Consider the following 18,108-nt stretch of genomic DNA (forward strand, 5'->3'; position numbering starts at 1 on the left):
TTTATTGGCTCTGCATTTTCTCAAAGCTCCGACATACCTGTTCCAGAGCAAGCAATGTTTGTTGTTCCAAAGCTGTCTCAAGGGCCTGATTTCCAAGTTTTCTCACTAGCTGTCTCGCAAGGGCAAGGCAATTCTTTAGTAAAGCTGCTAAATGACTATTCCTATTACCAACGGGCACTGGTGTTGCCATCAACCAGTATGCGGATGAATGGTTCTGTTATTCATGAAGAGATATTGGCGCTCAAGAAGCGTGAGCACCCAGACAAAGATGGTTTACTGAATCGACCGACGTTAATCATAGGTGGTAAGTTATCGTCATCAGACAATTCACCGCTAGTCGATTTTGTGCAACTAAGGTTGCCTGATGTGCGATGGGAAAATCAGCAAGATGCCGTTTCGGAATTTATTGTAAAGGCAAAAGTTGTTGGTGGCAGCGAAGAGCTCTCAATGCAGACATTTACTCACACTCCTGTACCCATATGGGTTCATGACAGATTGCCCTTTGGATTTAGTAGTTTGTTGCCCCAAGGGCTCCCTGATGAAAAAACAAGTCATATTGTCGATTTCCCCATCAGGAGTTACCAATTAATGTTTGCTATGGAGCTGAATAAAGCCATACGAAATGGCGGCACGATACAGTTCTCGGTGTATGAAGTGACTTATGATTATAGAGAAGCATATGACCCATACGATGATGAGGTCTATCTCGATGTTGATACTAAGCAAGGAAATCAGTTATACGAGATAAATTATACTTTTGAAGATGACCCACATAATGCCGCTGATAGAAATTTAAAGGCCATAATCGGCAATGGTATTAATGCATTAAATAGAGGCGAAGGCTTTTATGCCGGGCCGATTCAAAACTAAATGATTACAAAATTAAAGTGGGTTCTATCGATACTTTGGCGAGTGCCGGTAACGTTGTTAATTGCAATAATTGGCTACGCTATTTTTACCGGTGTACTGGTTAAAGTTAGGGATGGCGTTAGCAATGAATGGTATACCGTTAATAAACTTGCTGAGCTTGTCGAGCAGTATGATAGTTATGTTTCAACCAATTCTAATGCCGGCCTCCAGATTCAAACTATCGACTTATCCAATGACGAATACCTGGTTTTCAATGAGGGGACTAAGAATGAGCGTTATGTCTTTACACTCAACTTACCAAATGATTCACATATTTCAACGCGCGAGTTACACAGCAAAACGATACCCACTGACTTTGAAAAAGTCCCACTATATAGGCTCAAAGAAGATCTCAGTATTTACGCGATTGACCCTCGTGTTCAATATGAAGAGTTTAAAGACGTTGGCGCTTATATAGTCAATTTTATTTTTTCTTTTTTTGGGATCATTATGGGTGTTGTTTTTTTCATGAGGATGGGTGTTTGGGTATGGGAAAAACACCAGCCTCTTGAATATTCAGCACAACAAAAACTCAAAACGGCTGCTCCGGCTTCTGCTCAAGAATCAACCAACGATACGATTAAATTTGGCTGGGGAACATGGTTAGTTTGGGCCTCATTGCTTGTTTTGCTCCCTGTTACAGTTGTTGTTGGTGATTGGGTTGAGATGCCAATGACCCAAACAGAATGGGAAGATTTATCGTTTTACAGTGTTTTTGTTGCATGTACTTCTTTTATGGTTGTGTTTGTTATTGAGATTTTCTCAGCTCGCCATCGTGCTCAAAATGGTTTGCCCCAGAGTCGACACCTTTTATTCTTTCCATCTTTAGTTCTGTTTACAGTGTTGCTTGTTCCTGTAATTTCCTGGATGCGTTACCTGTTTGTTTAATATTAGTTGCTGCTACTTTAGCGACTCAGTAACACTAGCTCCTCTTAAGAATCAGTGACGTATTCAGAGCCTGGGTAACAAACGACAATGATTCACTTGCAGACTGTAAGCACTGAAAACAACTTCTACTGGTTGCTGATAACGTTGACTTTCTGCTAAACAGGTTAAATGGACTGATTTAGCGGTTAATGGTGCAGCTTTTTCCAAGACATTGACTTGATATCCATATAGAGATGCTACGAAATGCAGATCACGAACCGTTAACTTCTCAGTTAGAAATGGTTCATCTTGTGTTTCTTGTGGTTTGACAGCATTATTTTCAGCAGCAACATACGTTGCCGACAAGGCCAGAGAAAAAACTATAAGGATTAGATGCGATATTTTAAACAGCTGCATTTGCTGATCCTTGTTAACAATAAAGGAATTATTTGATGTTAAGGTCTATTAAAAATCTACTGCTATTGTTTTTAGTGGCTTTCCCCGGCTTGTTATTTGCTGATGTTGAACTCACACCAGGCCACTGCGCAGGGTATATGCCGGTCATACTGGAATATCAGGCTAAATCGTCTGAAAGCCGCGAAGTGTCTGAGTTATCAGGAAGCTTACACCTACTGCAGGCGAGAAGGGATAGAGAGCAGGCAAAAAGATATGTCGATAATAGCCCTCTGTTGAGAGAGTTACATCAAAGCCACGTTTCTTCAGACTTTGACAGTGATTATCAATTTGCAGCAGATATTGCCATGCAACAGGCTGCTTTTCTTGGATCTGCAACAGCAGAAAAAATTATGCTTCAAGCAGAAGAATTTGAGGCCTTAGGCACACAAATCGGTAACATGACGGAATGGTGTGAAGCGATGCTGGCGGAGGCATCAAAGATTGGTAACAATAGGGCATTGGGTTCGTTTTTTGAATCGATCACCAAGGGTGACTGATACCGATTTTGACCCAATTATTGAGTGAGCATGCAGCGTGGTTAAAAGCTGCGTTTTATTGTTCCGGCTGCGAATCAACGGAATCCAGATATATTCTTTCAATCATTGTTTCCAGTAATTCCAGATAGCGATCTACTTCCTCTGGCATGCCATGTTCATTGGCAATTTTGGCCATTTCGATTGCCACTGCAGCATGCACAAAAACAGTATTCCGGCTTGCAAGGCAACCACCAAGCAGACTTAACTGTTGATCTGGCCCAGACAATGACTTGGCCCTTTCCACAACATCGTAACAAGGGTCAGGCTCGGCCATTAAACTGGCAATCAATACACTGGTGTGAATTAAATTAAGCATTTATGTTTCTCTTAAAAATAGGTTTTTAATCACCAGACAATATGGATTGAATCAACCAGCCCTGCGGGGTAGAGACAATTTCCATACGCATATCGAAAGGCGAGCGTAATAAAGCTTTGTCGATATAACCGCGTTCTCCTGCAAAGGTTTGTACCAGTCGAAATCTGGCCTTATCGTCATAGGGGTATTGCCAGTCAACCCGCTCAAAGTTGAGTTTGCGTAAAACTTGAGCATTATCCATTGGCAAGGCATACATTGGTGTGTTTGGCTGAATGGTTATGTAAGTATCGAAAGAAAAATATGCTGATTCGCTACCCACACAGCCGGGATAGGGAACGCAGAATACTTCTGGACTTAGTTGAATCCCCGGGATCGCCAGCATTTCACTCAAACTCTGCCAGTCATCATCAGCATTATCATGTGTCAGCCAGCTTTGAAGATCTTGATGTCCGCCGCTGCCACCAAAACCAAGCATGACATCTTTAGTTGTCATTTCGAGCAGAGCTACAATATCTCTTCGCTCAACAGCAGATTTGAGTTGTTGGAAAAATATCGAAAACGTTTCATCCGGTTGTTGAGGCACAGCGAATTGGTATTGATCTTTGAAGGGGGCCATTAGCTTGTCACGAATGTTTGGCAGGTCGTCTTCCAAAATCATGGCAACGTCGAGATTTTCTGAAGCAGGCAGTAATGACTGAAACCAATTAAAAGCATCTTTACTACGTTCATCATCAATATCAAATCGCAGCATGGTAAGTTGAAGCTGCATACTGGCGCTGTCTAGTCGATATTCTGCGGTTACGGCACAAGCACGTCGAAAGTCCTGATAATCATCCTGCTGTTGCTGCTTTAATAAAGCGTTGAGGAGCTGAGTTTTTCGACTTGCTGACGGTGGGCCGGATGTCGGTAGAAGCAAAGCTTGAAGTGCTTCATAAGCCGATAGCTCAACGACTAAATGAATAGCAACGTCTGGTTCAATCCAGATATCACTGACACCCTGACAGTCTTCGCCAGCACTGTGCAATTGCCCCTGCTCAAGTAACCGTTGATTCGATTTTTTGACCTCTTTACCGGTCATTATCTCGGTGGAAACAGCATTACCTCCCGATTCAATTCGAAGCAGATAAAGTGCTGCGCCATCATCTGCTGCAAATCGTTGATAACCCAACGATCCAAGACGTTCACCCGCGGGGTCTCTCGGACGTTCGTAAGTTGTATAACCAAAATAATCAAAGACGTCACTACTCGAACCTGTTTGAGGGCAGTTCAAATCGAGCGGCTCGAGTAAAAAATCATTACGCAAGCTGGTTCTGGGATCAATGTCTAAACAACTGGGATGTATTTCTGCAGATTCGTGATCAATATTCGCTTTAGCCATTGCTGAATAGATTGCCATCAGCATAACTAGCAAAGCTCCCATGGCTCTGCTCGGCATGCCAGGTTGTTTATTTGGTAGTAGGTGTTTACGGCTTAAATGGATATATCGTATATCACTCATCTGGACTTTCTCCTATGTCCAAATAATAGCCGGAAGCTGTCGATGATAACCAGAGCGATCCAAAATTAAATTTAACTGGAACGATATATTGGAGCCATGCACTGCCTAGAAACATTGATATTTTTGTGGGAGTGGGGAGAGTTGTGCTTGTCGTTAAGAATTAACTATGAAGCGGGGACAACCAAAAGGGCTCAGGAAAACAAATGAAAATCTAACGACATTGATGCAAATAAAAAGCCCCATCAGCATAACTGATGGGGCTTTAATATTCTGGATAACCTATTGATAATACTAGGTTAATGTTGGTACCGAGGGCGAGAATCGAACTCGCACTTCCGAAGAAACCGGATTTTGAATCCGGCGCGTCTACCAGTTCCGCCACCCCGGCAACAAGCCGAGCATTATAACGAGGGCTGTTCGATTATGAAAGCCCGTTTTTACCTTTTAATGCGAATTTCCTGGTCGGGCACGATTTTACCTAACGAAAATTACAATAGCTCTGCTATGATCTCGCCATGCAACGTACCGACTTTCAATTTGAACTCCCGCCGGAGTTAATCGCCCAGTATCCGTCAAAACATCGAACTGCCAGCCGCTTGCTGACACTTGATGGTAACAGTGGTGAATTGGCCGATCGCCAGTTCAGCGACTTTTTGGATTTACTCAAACCCAATGATTTGTTGGTATTCAATAACACCAAAGTCATTCCGGCTCGCCTGTTAGGCGAAAAAGAAACCGGCGGTAAGATTGAAGTATTGGTGGAACGAGTATTGGACGATAAACGTGTGCTGGCCCATATTCGTAGCAGTAAGTCTCCTGGAGCAGGGCGAATTTTAATCCTTGAAAATGAGCTTCGTGCCGAGGTTCTGGGCCGTCAGGATGCGTTATTTGAACTCAAGTTTGATATTGCAGGCGATGTAATTGAGGCGCTCGAACAATATGGACGCTTACCATTACCTCCTTATATAGAGCGCGAAGTAGATAAAAGCGATCTGGATCGTTATCAAACCGTTTATGCCAAGCAAATCGGCGCGGTAGCCGCTCCGACTGCCGGACTGCATTTTGATAATGAGCTGATGCAGCGTATTCGCGACAGTGATATCGACATGACCGAAGTCACTTTGCATGTCGGTGCAGGAACATTTCAGCCGGTGCGGGTTGAGGATATTCGTACGCATCAAATGCATTCCGAACGCATTGAAGTCAGTGAAACTGTTTGTGAAAAGGTTCGTCAAACCCGCGAAAAAGGCGGACGAGTGATTGCCGTGGGCACTACCAGTGTCAGAGCATTGGAAAGTGCGTCACGAAGTGGCGAAATTGCCGCCTATTCCGGCGAAACCGATATCTTTATTTATCCGGGCTATCAATTTCGGTCGGTCGATGCGATGGTTACTAATTTTCATCTTTCCGAATCGACTTTATTGATGCTGGTCTCAGCCTTTGCCGGACGCGACCATATAATGTCGGCCTATCATCACGCCATTGAGCAACGTTATCGTTTTTTCAGTTACGGTGACGCTATGTTTATCACTAGGAAAACCGCATGACGCTTTTAGATAACATTCGCTTTGTCTTAGTCGGCACAACACATCCGGGCAATATCGGCGCTTCTGCCAGGGCGATGAAAACGATGGGCTTATCTAATTTGCATCTGGTTTCACCGAAAATGTATCCGAATGCCGAAGCAACAGCACGAGCTTCTGGTGCTGATGATGTGCTTGCCAAAGCTGTGGTGCATGACAGTCTGCAATCAGCAATAACTGGCTGTCAGCATGTGTTTGGTATGAGTGCCCGGCTCAGGCATTTGGCGGTACCTTTAATGAATCCGCGGGAAGCAGTGACATCGCTTGAAAAATACGATGACGACACCCATATAGCCATTGTGTTTGGCCGCGAACATTCGGGTCTATCAAATGATGAGCTAGATCTTTGTCATACCCTGGTGAATATTCCGGCAAACCCGGAATACAGTTCATTAAATCTGGCGGCAGCTGTGCAAGTTATGGCCTATGAATTACGTATGAGCTTCAACCCGACCATTGAACGTGGTCGGGTGGGCGAGGATCGCGAAGCAATCAACGCTGAAGATTTGGTGCATTTATATGACCATTTTGAGAGAAGCCTGACCACCATCGGCTTTTTAGATCCAACCAATCCGCGTTATTTAATGCGGCGGATTCGCCGATTATTTAACCGGGCAGATCTTGACCGCAATGAAGTTCAGATTTTGCATGGCATTTTGCGTGCAGCAGAGACCAAAGCGAGGAGTTCAAAATGAACGACCAATTACATGTAACCCGCTGGCAGCGTTTTAAGGAAGATATCTACTGCGTTTTTGACAGAGATCCTGCAGCGCGTAATGTATTTGAGATCGTCACGACTTATCCTGGCGTGCATGCTCTAACGCTGCATCGATTTAGTCACTGGTTGTGGAAAAAGGGCTGGATGTGGCTGGCCCGGTTTATCTCAACTATTGGTCGGTGGATGACTGGCATTGAAATTCATCCGGGTGCAAAAATTGGTAGACGGTTTTTTATTGATCACGGCATGGGTGTGGTAATCGGCGAAACCGCTGAAATTGGCGATGATTGCACGCTGTATCATGGTGTGACATTAGGCGGCACATCCTGGAAAGGCGGTAAACGCCATCCGACGTTAACCAATAATGTTGTCGTAGGTGCCGGGGCAAAAGTGTTGGGTCCGATTACGGTTCATGATGGTGCTCGAATTGGTTCTAATGCTGTGGTTGTCAAAGACGTTGCAGCAAATGAAACGGTCGTCGGTATTCCAGGCCGGGTGGTCAGAAGCCAAAAAAATCCCGACTTAAAAGCTCAGCAAAAACTGGCACAGTCGGTTGGTTTTGATGCTTACGGTACCTCAACCCAAACGCCGGATCCGGTGGCATCAGCGATTCATGGCCTGATTGAGCATATTCATCTTATGGAAAAACGCATGGATGCAATGTGCCAAACGATTCATCGTCTGGGCGGTGAAATGCCAGATGTGACGATGCCGGAATTAGAAGGTTGTGAGTTAGATAAAGACACCGATTCAGCTAAAGTTGACTAAAATAGTCGGGTATGGAAAACTACCAAAATAGTTCTTGATAGGAAATCAATATGCGCTTAACGACAAAGGGTCGCTATGCAGTGACTGCGATGCTCGATTTAAGTCTCAATTACGGTGTCGGAGCGATTACCCTCGCTGATATTTCCGAGCGTCAAGGGATCTCACTCTCTTATTTAGAACAATTATTTGCCCGCTTGCGGAAACAGGGTTTGGTGAGCAGTTCTCGTGGCCCTGGCGGTGGTTATCGGTTGAGCCGATCAGCCACAGAAATAACTGTTCTGGATGTGATATCAGCAGTCGATGAAAAAGTCGACAGCACACAATGTCAGGGTAAACATAATTGCCATGCTGATGAGCAATGTGTCAGCCACGAATTGTGGCAAAGCCTGAGTGATCAAATTCGCGTCTATCTGGCTGGTATCACCTTGCATCATGTTGTGAGTGACTACGAACGTAATATGAATAATCGTAATAGCAGTGAAAAAGTCATCAAATTTGATGCCTTTTAGATCTGACTACAGAGTCTTATGTCTTTTGCTTATCTAGATCATAATGCCGGAACAGGTCTAGCTGAGGGTGTACTAGAAGCCATGTTGCCATATCTAAAGCAGCAACAGGGTAATCCTTCCAGTACTCACCGCTTTGGCCGATATACACATGCTGCGCTTGATCACGCCCGTCAGCAAGTTGCAGATTTGGTGAATGTTGAAGCCGATCAAATCATTTTTACCAGTGGTGGCACTGAGTCGAATAACCAAGCTATCAGCGGTGTTGCCCAGTTATTTGATTCTGGCAGAATTTTAATCGGCAGCACTGAGCATCCAGCGGTATTAGAACCAGCCAAACGCTTACAAAAACTAGGTTTTGAAGTGTTGTTTATCCCGGTGAACGCTGATGGTCTGATCAATATCGAGATATTCGAAACCTTATTGACCGATGACACTCGTCTGGTGTCGGTGATGTGGGCAAATAATGAAACCGGGGTGGTGCAAAATATTGCCCGATTAACCAAGCTGACAAAAGAACGCGAAATCCTGTTTCATTGTGATGCGGTGCAGGCGGCCGGCAAACTGGAAATCGATTTTCAGGCCGCTGGAATACAGATGATGAGCCTCTCTGCGCATAAATTTGGCGGGCCTAAAGGTATCGGCGCGCTGATTGTTGATAAAAAACTGGATTGGCCAGCGTATGTATTAGGTGGCGGCCAGGAACATGAAAAGCGCAGCGGCACCGAAAATGTCGCGGCGATAGTGGGATTTGGTGCAGCAGCTGAACAAGCGAAGCAGCAATTAACCCATTATCAGCGGCATTGCCGTGAATTAAGGGATCTGCTGGAAATTCGCCTACGGGAAATTCCTGGCGTTACCGTTTTTGCACAGTCAACTGAACGTTTGCCAAATACAGTGTTCTTTTCATTACAAGGGTTTGATTCAGACACCTTATTGATGGCACTGGACCGCAAAGGCTTTTCAGTCGCCAGTGGTTCAGCCTGTGGCACAGGAAGACAAACCCCTAGCCATGTGCTTAAAGCAATGAATATTGATGATATGACGGCTCTTGGAGCGATACGGGTGAGTGTTTCACTGGAAAACACCAAAGAACAAATTGAACAGCTGGCAGTCGTAATTGAAAAAGAGGCCAGTCGTTTTAACCATTTGATGAACAGGTAATAAAATGACAACAATTACATTGACACAATCAGCAGTAAAACGCGTACGTGACATGGTCGCTAAACGTGACAGTGGCATCGGCTTGCGTATTGGCGTAGTCAAAAGCGGTTGCTCTGGTTACAGCTATGCATTGGATTATGCCGATGCGGTGGCAGCAAACGATATGATTATTGAACAGGACGATGTCAAAGTGGTCGTCGACAAAGACAGCCTGCCGTTATTGGAAGGCATGATCCTGGATTTTGTTAAGGAAGGATTGAACCAAAGCTTTAAATTCAGAAATCCGAATGTCACCTCTGAATGTGGCTGCGGTGAGAGCTTTAGCGTTACCAAATAAACTCGATTAACTTACCCATAACTAACTGCCCGTCATTGAACGGGCAGTTTTGTTTTACCTGGCCTGTGAGCTGTGATTGAATCTCTTCCATGACTGAACTTAACAATCTGCAATTTGATGCTCAGCATCTCTGGCATCCCTACAGTAGCGTGCAAAATCCACCGTTATTACATGAGGTGGTTTCAGCACAAGGCGTGTATTTAACGCTGGCTGATGGTCGCCAAATTATTGATGGCATGTCGTCCTGGTGGTCAGCCATTCATGGTTACGGACATCCAAGGTTAAATGCAGCTGCTAAAGATCAACTCGATAAAATGTCGCATGTGATGTTTGGCGGTTTAACCCATGATCCGGCAGTCAGTCTGGCACGGCGTTTAATCGATATTACCGATGATGCTTTGCAATATGTTTTTCTGGCAGATTCCGGTTCAGTGTCGGTCGAAGTCGCCATCAAAATGGCGATTCAATACTGGTTTGCTCAGGGCAAAGCCGACAAACAAAAACTACTGTCACTGAGAAGCGGCTATCACGGTGATACCTTCGGGGCGATGGCGGTTTGCGATCCAGTCAATGGCATGCATTCCCAATTTGCCAAAGTATTACCCCAACATTTATTTGCACCGGCACCAACCTGTCGTGATGACGCCGATTGGCAAGACAGTGATATTGCTGAAATGCGTGCATTAATCGAAGCCAACCATGAACAACTAGCCGCGGTGATTGTTGAACCATTGGTGCAGGGCGCAGGTGGCATGCGGTTTTATTGTCCGCAATATCTGAGTGAACTCCGAGCTTTATGTGACCAACATAATGTGTTGCTGATATTCGATGAAATCGCTACTGGCTTTGGCCGAACTGGACATCTGTTTGCTTATGAAGCCGCTGGTGTGGTGCCCGATATTTTATGCCTGGGTAAGGCACTTACCGGTGGCTATATGACACTCGCAGCCACTTTATGCCAAAGCAAGGTTGCACAGGGCATTTCAGCTGATGGGCAGGGTGTTTTGATGCATGGCCCGACTTTTATGGGGAATCCATTAGCGTGCCGCGTAGCATGCGAGAGTATTGATGTATTGCTCGAATCAGACTGGCAGGCAAACGTGCTGTCGATAGAAACTCAGTTGGTTGATGAGCTTAAAGAATTGTCTTCCCACAGCTTAGTAAAAGATGTACGAGTAAAAGGCGCGATTGGAGTCGTTGAATTGAATCAGCCTTTGGATAGCTTTATGGACTGGTTGCCTAAATTTATCGTTGAGCAAGGTGTTTGGATAAGACCGTTTCGTTCGATGATTTATGTGATGCCACCTTATATTATTAGCGCTGAACAATTAACCACGCTCACTACAGCGATTAAAGCCATCGTCAACAAGCTCAGTGAATCAGTAAAATCCTGAGCTCGAACAAGTTTATGCCTGATAGTATTCTGGTTTGTGCGGCGTAGTATCACTCCAAGTTATCCAGAAAAAACGGATAGCGTTAACCTTAAAATAGAATGGAGAAATGATCATGTGGACTAAACCAGAATATTCAGATATGCGTTTCGGTTTTGAAGTAACCATGTACATTTGCAACCGTTAATATCGGTTCAAAAGTACTTAAAAAGCCTCTGGAGTTAAGCTCCAGGGGCTTTTTTTATAACCGCAACTTTCAAATCGCCTATTCCGATTATATTAATAGAATTAAGTTGTTTGACCGTTGCATCTTCGGGCCATAGAATGGCCTCTGTCGCTTTTGACAATCAACAAGGAGTAGACCATGTCGACTTTGATCAATACTACAATTAAACCGTTTAAAACCACTGCATTTCACAAAGGTGAGTTTCTACCTGTTACTGATGCTGATCTGAAAGGTAAGTGGTCTGTTGTATTCTTTTACCCAGCCGACTTCACTTTTGTTTGTCCTACCGAGTTGGGTGACTTAGCTGATCATTATCCAAAACTGCAAGAAATGGGCGTTGAAGTTTATTCAGTATCTACTGATACCCACTTTACTCACAAAGCTTGGCATGATGCTTCTGAAACCATCAAGAAAATCAACTTCCCGATGCTTGCTGATGCGACAGGCACAATCAGCCGTAACTTTGAAGTGATGATTGAAGAAGAAGGTCTGGCGCTGCGTGGCACATTTGTTATCGATCCAGAAGGTGTGATCAAAGTATGTGAAGTTCACGATCTGGGTATCGGCCGTAGTGCAAAAGAACTGGTTCGTAAAATCCAAGCTGCTCAATATGTCGCTTCACATGATGGTGAAGTTTGCCCAGCTTCTTGGCAGCCAGGTGAAGAAACCTTGTCACCATCTCTGGATTTGGTTGGCAAAATCTAAAGAAAATCTGCAGCAAGTTTTCGTTTAATGAAATGAAAACTTCTCACGAAATTCTTGATCCATTGGATCTCGTGTGTCCGGGCCGACCGGTCCGGACAACACCCAAACATTTATAGAATTTTATTCAGGCAGGTGCCTTATGTTGGATGCAAACATTGCTGGACAATTAAAAACGTATTTGCAGAATTTGCAACGCCCGGTTGAGATCATTGCGTCACTTGATGATGGCAAAAAATCTCAGGAAATGCGTGAATTGCTGGTTGAAATTGCTGATATGTCTGACAAGGTCAGCTTTTCTGATGCCGATAATGATGCACGTAAACCATCATTTCGTATCAAACAGCCGGAAGGTCAGGAGCATATTCGTTTTGCCGGTATTCCGATGGGGCATGAGTTTACCTCGCTGGTATTAGCATTGCTGCACACTGGCGGGCATCCGATGAAAACCGAGCCTGAAGTGATTGAACAAATCAAACAACTTGATGGCGAGTTTGTGTTTGAAACGTATATTTCATTGTCATGCCAGAATTGCCCTGAAGTTGTTCAAGCGCTGAATCTGATGGCGGTGTTGAATCCGAATATCCATCACACCATGATTGACGGTGCTTTATACCCTGAAGAAGTTGAAGCACGTCAAATCATGGCGGTACCGACTGTTTACCTGAACGGTGAAGTTTTCGGTCAAGGTCGTATGGGCTTGACTGAGATCATTGGCAAGCTGGATACAGGCTCGATTAAACGCGAAGCAGAAAAAATCAATCAGCGTGCGCCTTACGATGTATTGATCGTTGGTGGAGGTCCTGCTGGGGCGTCAGCATCAATTTATGCTTCTCGTAAAGGTATTCGTACCGGTATTGTGGCCGAACGTTTTGGTGGCCAGGTAATGGATACCCTGGCGATTGAGAACTTTATTTCAGTCAAAGAAACCGAAGGTCCCAAGCTGGTTGCTGCACTTGAAGAACACGTCAAGGAATATGAAGTGGACGTGATGAAACTGCAACGTGCCAATAAGTTACGCCGGCAAGGCAAAATGATTGAAGTGGAGCTGGAAAGCGGCGCTAAATTACTCAGTAAAGCGATCATTATCGCTACGGGTGCCCGCTGGCGTGAGCTTGGTGTACCCGGCGAAAGTGAATATCGTGGTCATGGCGTAGCATATTGCCCGCATTGTGATGGTCCGTTATTCAAAGGCAAACACGTTGCAGTCATTGGTGGCGGAAACTCCGGTGTTGAAGCGGCAATTGATTTGGCTGGTATTGTCGGTCATGTGACCTTGCTTGAATTTGCTGATGAATTGAAAGCCGATGCCATATTGCAGAAAAAGCTGCATAGCCTGAGCAATGTGACAGTGATTATTGGTGCCCAAACCACGGAAGTTACCGGTGATGGCAAAAAGGTCAATGGTCTGAACTATAAAGACCGGGCCACAGAAGAATCACATCATGTGGAAGTGGCGGGTGTGTTTGTGCAGATTGGTTTGTTACCCAATACCGACTGGTTGAAAGACACGTTAACGTTGAGCAAGTATGGTGAGATTGAAATTGATTCTCACGGTGCCACCTCAATGCCAGGTGTATTTGCCGCTGGTGATGTCACGACCATTCCATATAAACAAATCATTATGGCAATGGGCGAGGGCGCCAGAGCAGCATTAGGTGCGTTTGATTACCTTATCCGCAATGAGTTTGATGATAAGGATAAAGCGGCGTAAGCCATATCGGCCAAAACCGAATTCATTCCGCCTCGTCAATCAAATCGCGCAGGTTTAATAACTTCATGCGAATGGCGAGGCGGGTGAGTTCAATATCTGAATTCACCTCAAGTTTGCGTTTAATAATGTAATGCGAATTGGAAACTGTTTTAGGGCTGATATTCAAAATATCAGCTATCTGTTGATTATTTTTAGCTTCTAACAACAATCGCAAAATCTCAAATTCCCTGACCGTCAAATCATCCAGCCTGGCTTTATCCTGTCCCAGTTTTTCTAATGCTAAAGCCTGCGCGATATCCGGACTCAAACTGAGTTTATTTTCATAGACCTGAAAAATCCCGTGAATTAACAAGGTAGGATCACTACTCTTGGTGACATAACCTAATGCACCTGCACGAATGGCTTGTAAAGCGAAGCTGGGATTCTGATGCATGCTGAAAACCAGAATCCGTGCCTGAGCGTCATATTGCCTGATGCGGGAAATCGCTTCCAAACCACTTTGGCCTGGCATGGAAATATCCATAATAACCACGTCTGGCTGAAAGGTTTTGTAATTCTGATAGGCTTCAGCGGCATCTCGCGCGTCAGCAATAACGGTTAAATTAGGCTGTTTTTGTAGTAATGAACGATAACCTTCACGTACGATGGCATGGTCATCGACCAGCAGGATTTTTATGTCTATTTCAGTCATTTTGGATTCTCTGCGTAAACTTCAACCGGCGGGTTCACCGGTAAATCTATCAACAGTTTTAAGCCTCCTTCATTATGGGTATCCATCGTAATTTTTCCGCCTAAAGCATTAACTCGTTCCGAAATGCCTAATAATCCCACGCCCATGTGTTGATTCAAGCTTTCGCGTTTGGCTTTGCCGTTATCCTCAACCTGCAAAATCAGATGATCATGGCTGCTAAACATCAGCTTGATATTGGCCTCACTGGCATCTGCATGTTTAGCGATATTGGTTAGTGATTCCTGCACAATGCGATATAAATTGACCGGCAGCGGTTCGGGAAGGGCGTCAACACCTTCAGCTATTTGCAGATTGAACTGGGTTTCACCACCCGTGCGCTGATTCCAGCTTTTAATCAATTTTTCCAAACTGCGCGTCAAGCCCAATTCATCGACATCTGCCGGACGTAAACGCGTTAATAAGCCCCGTAAGGCCGACATCATGTGTTCAGTAATATGACTGATACCTTCGGTTTCGGTGAGGATAGAGGGGCAATCTTTACGCGCTGTCTGGCTAATGGAGGTGGTCAACGCATTGATACCGGCCAGGCATTGACCAAACTCATCATGCAGTTCGCGGCTGATATAACGATGTTCCTCTTCCTGCGCATTAATCAGTTTCAAGGCAAGTTGGCGATTTTCCGCCATGATATGTTGCTGACTTGCGGCCAGCGCATTGATTGCTTCACTGGTTCGTCGCCATTCACCAATATCAAAACTGGGAATACGGGTTTGTAAGTCGCCTTGGTGCATTTTTTCTAATCCCCGAACAATCAATTGAGCCGGGCGTAGTAGTTGGTGAATGGTCACAAATACCAGTAATGCGACAGCAAAAATACTCACCGACAGAATGCCAAATACTGCCCGCAAATTACTCCAGGCACGAGCAATCTCCGTTTCCACATTTAACGACACCAAGATGTTGCCATAAGTAATAGCATTAAATGAAAAACGGCGGCTTGCTTCGTAATTTGGCTGAAACAGCTTTTGATAGATCTCACCAAACCAATGTGGCCACCGTGTTTCATCATGAATCACTTCATTACACAAACTACGCCGGCGACTTTCAGTGCGAGACAAAAACTGTACACAAGAGCCTGGCACGCCGTTGAGTTGTTGCAGGATATCGGTATCTGGAAAAGCAACAGAATAATCATAACGGGAAAACATTTTTAACAATTGCTGGGTGAGCTGTTTTTCAATGCGCAGCGCCGTTAAATCGGCTTCCAGCTTGGCTTGCTGATCTGTTTGATACAAAACATAACCAGCACTTCCCAGCAGACAGATAAAACCTATCAACATAATTCTAAAGAAAAGCTGCAGTCTGAGATTCATGGTTTATCCGTATATACAATGAGCACAGTCTAGGCGCTGATTTATGCTCTGCAAAGCGTGCCGGCATCACACGGGAAATTTGCCCGATGTCCATGGGCAAATATCTGATGTGCTGATTGGGCTTTCAAGGTTTAATGCATGACATAAAAAGCAATATGAGTATGCATGTTCTTAAGTTCATATAGTTTGGTCGGTTTCATATCCATCTGTTTGATGATAGATTCCTGCAGTAATTAAAAGCATAAACCTGAGTGGATAGTGCTGAATTCCCAGAAAAATGGCTAACACGGGATTTCTGGACTTTTGCTGTTAGTCTATCGCTTAAGAGTTTGATTATAAGCATCGCTTGAAGAGTCACAAATGACTTACTGTTAGCTCTTAGAATAAGTAAGTCTTAATAAAAAATATTACCTAATAAAAGGGGAGAGAGAATGTCGGATAAGCAGCAACTGAATACTGCTCGTGAACATGCGTTGGCACTGGAAAAAGTAGTCAATGATGTGGTGATTGGTCAACATCAGGCCATCCGTTTGATTTTGATTGCCTTACATGCCCGTGGTCACGTTTTACTTGAAGGTGGTGTCGGGGTGGGTAAAACCACTTTGCTGCGTGCTTTTTCCAAAGCCTTAGGTGGTGCTTTCGGTCGTATCGAAGGTAGTGTCGATTTAATGCCTAATGATCTGCTTTACAGTGCCTGGGTGAATGCTGATGGTAAGCCGGTAATTGAGCCCGGCCCACTGATTGCCAAAGGTGAAGAAACCGCGGTGTTTTTCTTTAACGAAATCAACCGGGCGCGCCCACAAGTTCAATCTTTACTTTTAAGAGCAATGGCCGAACGCAGTGCTGAAGCCTTCGGTAAAGAATATCGCTTCCCGCATATGATTGTGTTTGCAGATCGTAATGCTGTCGAAAAAGAAGAAACCTTTGAACTGAGTGCTGCAGCGCGAGATCGTTTTCTATTTGAAATCAATATCAGCCGTCCACTGGAAGATGAATCACGCCGTAAATTGATTTTTGATCCAGCTTTCCATGATGTAGATGCTTTGCTCAGTTCAATCGGCGCGCCTTTATTAAATTATCGTGATCTCAATGAATTAGATCGTGATATTCAAAACAGTGTGTTTGTCTCACCGGAAATTGAAAACTATGTCGTGCGTTTGTGGGATGCCAGCTGGGAACCACACAAACTCGGTATTACTTTGCCCGATGTGTATGTAGAAGATTTGGTCGTGGCCGGAGCCAGTGTTCGTGGTATGTCAGCGATGGTGCGAGCTGCCAAAGTTTGTGCCTGGTTGGAAGGCCGTGATCATGTTCTGCCGGACGATATTCATTTTGTATTATTGCCATCTCTCACGCATCGCGTGTTCCTGTCACCGGTCTATGATGGCCGCCGTGAACAGTTGATGCCGCAATTTATTCAGGCGTTACGCGATCATATAGCTACACCATAAGTAGGCAAACTTCATGAAGCCTATTCAACCTCAGGAATTTAGCTACCGCTTTCCGGATAAGGTGTTTGGTCATGTGCCCGGTGCACATAGCGGAACAGCTTTGGGCAGCGGTGATCGTTTTGCCGGTTTTGCTGATTTATTTGATTATCCAGATCCTCGGCGTCTGGATGTAAGAGCCAGTTTACGGACCAATATTGCTGATTCAGCTTTAGGGAATCAGGAACGCTGGTTGGTTCGTCGTTATCAGCAACGTTCATCCATTACCTTATGGTTACTCTCGGATCTAAGCCGTTCCATGTCGGTTTCCAGTGTCAGTAACGAACGGGTTGCCCGACTGGCGCATATGATTGCTCATAGCTCTATCCGCTTTGGTGATCGTTTTGCCATGGCTGGGTTTGATGCGATCTGGCGTAAAGATGTCTCAGTAATGCCTACTAGACAACGCAGCATGCCTGCTGTTGCTGCAGAAAAAATTATCAACGCGACTCCGCCAACAGCACCCGGTGCGGAAGGTTTGTTTGATGCAGCAGATCTGATTAGCAGCAAACGGGCAATTGTGTTCCTGGCTTCGGATTTTTGTTGTGATATCGATTTGGTGGATCGCACATTACGCAAACTTGCCCATTACACGGTTGTGCCTATCGTCTGGCAGCATGATGAAGTCGATCATTTGCCTTCACATGCTGGCTGGACAGAAACGCGGGATTCCGAAACTGGCAAGCGTCATAGTGTGTGGATCCGTCCCGGCATCAAAAAACGTTGGCAACAACAACTGGATGATCACTTTGAGAAATTGACGGCCTGCTTTATGCGATATCGCGTCAAGCCGCTTTTTGTCTCTGGAGAAGTTACTCCGCAACAGCTGACCCAGTATTTCTCCGCCATGAAAAAATCATAGGAAT

The 18,108-nt window shown here is 44.8% G+C and carries 20 protein-coding genes and 1 tRNA gene; 15 read left to right on the forward strand and 6 right to left on the reverse strand.

Annotated elements, in window-relative coordinates; genetic code table 11:
- Both A9E74_RS14340 and A9E74_RS09200 read left to right on the forward strand, forming a co-directional pair.
- On the forward strand, positions 1 to 870 hold an 870-nt coding region (locus A9E74_RS14340; protein ID WP_176718917.1), incomplete at its 5' end, for a hypothetical protein.
- Positions 871 to 1,797: a hypothetical protein gene (locus A9E74_RS09200; RefSeq protein WP_069296335.1), complete on the forward strand. Its 927-nt coding sequence runs from the start codon at positions 871 to 873 to the stop codon at positions 1,795 to 1,797.
- 63 nt (positions 1,798 to 1,860) lie between these two features.
- Here A9E74_RS09200 and A9E74_RS09205 read toward each other — a convergent pair whose 3' ends face one another.
- Positions 1,861 to 2,193: a hypothetical protein gene (locus A9E74_RS09205; RefSeq protein WP_069296336.1), complete on the reverse strand. Its 333-nt coding sequence runs from the start codon at positions 2,191 to 2,193 to the stop codon at positions 1,861 to 1,863.
- 35 nt (positions 2,194 to 2,228) lie between these two features.
- Here A9E74_RS09205 and A9E74_RS09210 point away from each other — a divergent pair, with 35 nt between their 5' ends.
- Positions 2,229 to 2,729, forward strand: coding sequence for a hypothetical protein (locus tag A9E74_RS09210; protein WP_069296337.1), 501 nt, complete (start codon positions 2,229 to 2,231; stop codon positions 2,727 to 2,729).
- Between the two features lie 55 nt (positions 2,730 to 2,784).
- On the opposite strand, the gene A9E74_RS09215 is transcribed toward A9E74_RS09210, so the two are convergent.
- From A9E74_RS09215 to A9E74_RS09225, 3 genes are all read right to left on the reverse strand, one after another.
- Positions 2,785 to 3,084 (reverse strand): hypothetical protein, encoded by a 300-nt coding sequence (locus A9E74_RS09215; RefSeq protein WP_069296338.1) that lies wholly within the window; start codon positions 3,082 to 3,084, stop codon positions 2,785 to 2,787.
- A 25-nt stretch (positions 3,085 to 3,109) separates the two neighbouring features.
- Positions 3,110 to 4,582 (reverse strand): hypothetical protein, encoded by a 1,473-nt coding sequence (locus A9E74_RS09220; RefSeq protein ID WP_069296339.1) that lies wholly within the window; start codon positions 4,580 to 4,582, stop codon positions 3,110 to 3,112.
- Positions 4,583 to 4,885: 303 nt separating this feature from the next.
- Positions 4,886 to 4,970: transfer RNA gene (locus A9E74_RS09225), tRNA-Leu, on the reverse strand.
- A gap of 127 nt (positions 4,971 to 5,097) precedes the next feature.
- Here A9E74_RS09225 and queA point away from each other — a divergent pair.
- The 10 genes from queA (at position 5,098) to ahpF (ending at position 13,691) form a co-directional block, all read left to right on the forward strand.
- Positions 5,098 to 6,129 (forward strand): tRNA preQ1(34) S-adenosylmethionine ribosyltransferase-isomerase QueA, encoded by a 1,032-nt coding sequence (gene queA / locus A9E74_RS09230; RefSeq protein WP_069296340.1) that lies wholly within the window; start codon positions 5,098 to 5,100, stop codon positions 6,127 to 6,129.
- Positions 6,126 to 6,860, forward strand: coding sequence for an RNA methyltransferase (locus tag A9E74_RS09235; RefSeq protein ID WP_069296341.1), 735 nt, complete (start codon positions 6,126 to 6,128; stop codon positions 6,858 to 6,860). The genes queA and A9E74_RS09235 overlap by 4 nt, the downstream gene beginning before the upstream one ends.
- On the forward strand, positions 6,857 to 7,651 hold the full coding sequence (gene cysE / locus A9E74_RS09240) for a serine O-acetyltransferase (protein ID WP_069296342.1): 795 nt from the start codon (positions 6,857 to 6,859) through the stop codon (positions 7,649 to 7,651). The genes A9E74_RS09235 and cysE overlap by 4 nt, the downstream gene beginning before the upstream one ends.
- A gap of 50 nt (positions 7,652 to 7,701) precedes the next feature.
- Positions 7,702 to 8,160 (forward strand): Rrf2 family transcriptional regulator, encoded by a 459-nt coding sequence (locus A9E74_RS09245; RefSeq protein ID WP_069296343.1) that lies wholly within the window; start codon positions 7,702 to 7,704, stop codon positions 8,158 to 8,160.
- Between the two features lie 18 nt (positions 8,161 to 8,178).
- Positions 8,179 to 9,321, forward strand: coding sequence for a cysteine desulfurase family protein (locus A9E74_RS09250; protein ID WP_069296344.1), 1,143 nt, complete (start codon positions 8,179 to 8,181; stop codon positions 9,319 to 9,321).
- A gap of 4 nt (positions 9,322 to 9,325) precedes the next feature.
- Complete coding sequence (locus A9E74_RS09255) at positions 9,326 to 9,658, forward strand: HesB/IscA family protein (RefSeq protein WP_069296345.1); 333 nt, start codon at positions 9,326 to 9,328, stop codon at positions 9,656 to 9,658.
- 89 nt (positions 9,659 to 9,747) lie between these two features.
- Positions 9,748 to 11,052 carry an adenosylmethionine--8-amino-7-oxononanoate transaminase gene (bioA, locus tag A9E74_RS09260; protein WP_084003026.1) on the forward strand — a complete coding sequence of 435 codons (1,305 nt, stop codon included), beginning with the start codon at positions 9,748 to 9,750 and terminating at the stop codon, positions 11,050 to 11,052.
- A gap of 112 nt (positions 11,053 to 11,164) precedes the next feature.
- Positions 11,165 to 11,236, forward strand: a complete 72-nt coding sequence (gene pqqA, locus A9E74_RS14070; RefSeq protein WP_081443609.1) for a pyrroloquinoline quinone precursor peptide PqqA — start codon at positions 11,165 to 11,167, stop codon at positions 11,234 to 11,236.
- A gap of 177 nt (positions 11,237 to 11,413) precedes the next feature.
- Positions 11,414 to 11,980, forward strand: coding sequence for an alkyl hydroperoxide reductase subunit C (ahpC, locus tag A9E74_RS09265; protein ID WP_069296347.1), 567 nt, complete (start codon positions 11,414 to 11,416; stop codon positions 11,978 to 11,980).
- A gap of 139 nt (positions 11,981 to 12,119) precedes the next feature.
- Entirely contained in the window at positions 12,120 to 13,691 is a 1,572-nt protein-coding gene (gene ahpF / locus A9E74_RS09270; protein ID WP_069296348.1) for an alkyl hydroperoxide reductase subunit F, read from the forward strand.
- Positions 13,692 to 13,713: 22 nt separating this feature from the next.
- Here ahpF and A9E74_RS09275 read toward each other — a convergent pair whose 3' ends face one another.
- Both A9E74_RS09275 and A9E74_RS09280 read right to left on the reverse strand, forming a co-directional pair.
- Positions 13,714 to 14,382: a response regulator gene (locus tag A9E74_RS09275; protein ID WP_069296349.1), complete on the reverse strand. Its 669-nt coding sequence runs from the start codon at positions 14,380 to 14,382 to the stop codon at positions 13,714 to 13,716.
- Positions 14,379 to 15,755 (reverse strand): sensor histidine kinase, encoded by a 1,377-nt coding sequence (locus tag A9E74_RS09280; RefSeq protein WP_069296350.1) that lies wholly within the window; start codon positions 15,753 to 15,755, stop codon positions 14,379 to 14,381. Before A9E74_RS09280 ends, A9E74_RS09275 begins: the two co-directional genes overlap by 4 nt.
- A 431-nt stretch (positions 15,756 to 16,186) precedes the next feature.
- Between A9E74_RS09280 and A9E74_RS09285 the strand changes: the two genes are divergently transcribed.
- Both A9E74_RS09285 and A9E74_RS09290 read left to right on the forward strand, forming a co-directional pair.
- Positions 16,187 to 17,206 carry an AAA family ATPase gene (locus A9E74_RS09285; RefSeq protein ID WP_069296351.1) on the forward strand — a complete coding sequence of 340 codons (1,020 nt, stop codon included), beginning with the start codon at positions 16,187 to 16,189 and terminating at the stop codon, positions 17,204 to 17,206.
- A gap of 13 nt (positions 17,207 to 17,219) precedes the next feature.
- A complete protein-coding gene (locus tag A9E74_RS09290; protein WP_069296352.1) occupies positions 17,220 to 18,104 on the forward strand; it encodes a DUF58 domain-containing protein in 885 nt (294 codons plus the stop codon).
- Positions 18,105 to 18,108 lie beyond the last annotated feature (4 nt).

This window comes from Methylophaga muralis, from assembly GCF_001720165.1.
Classification (GTDB): domain Bacteria; phylum Pseudomonadota; class Gammaproteobacteria; order Nitrosococcales; family Methylophagaceae; genus Methylophaga; species Methylophaga muralis.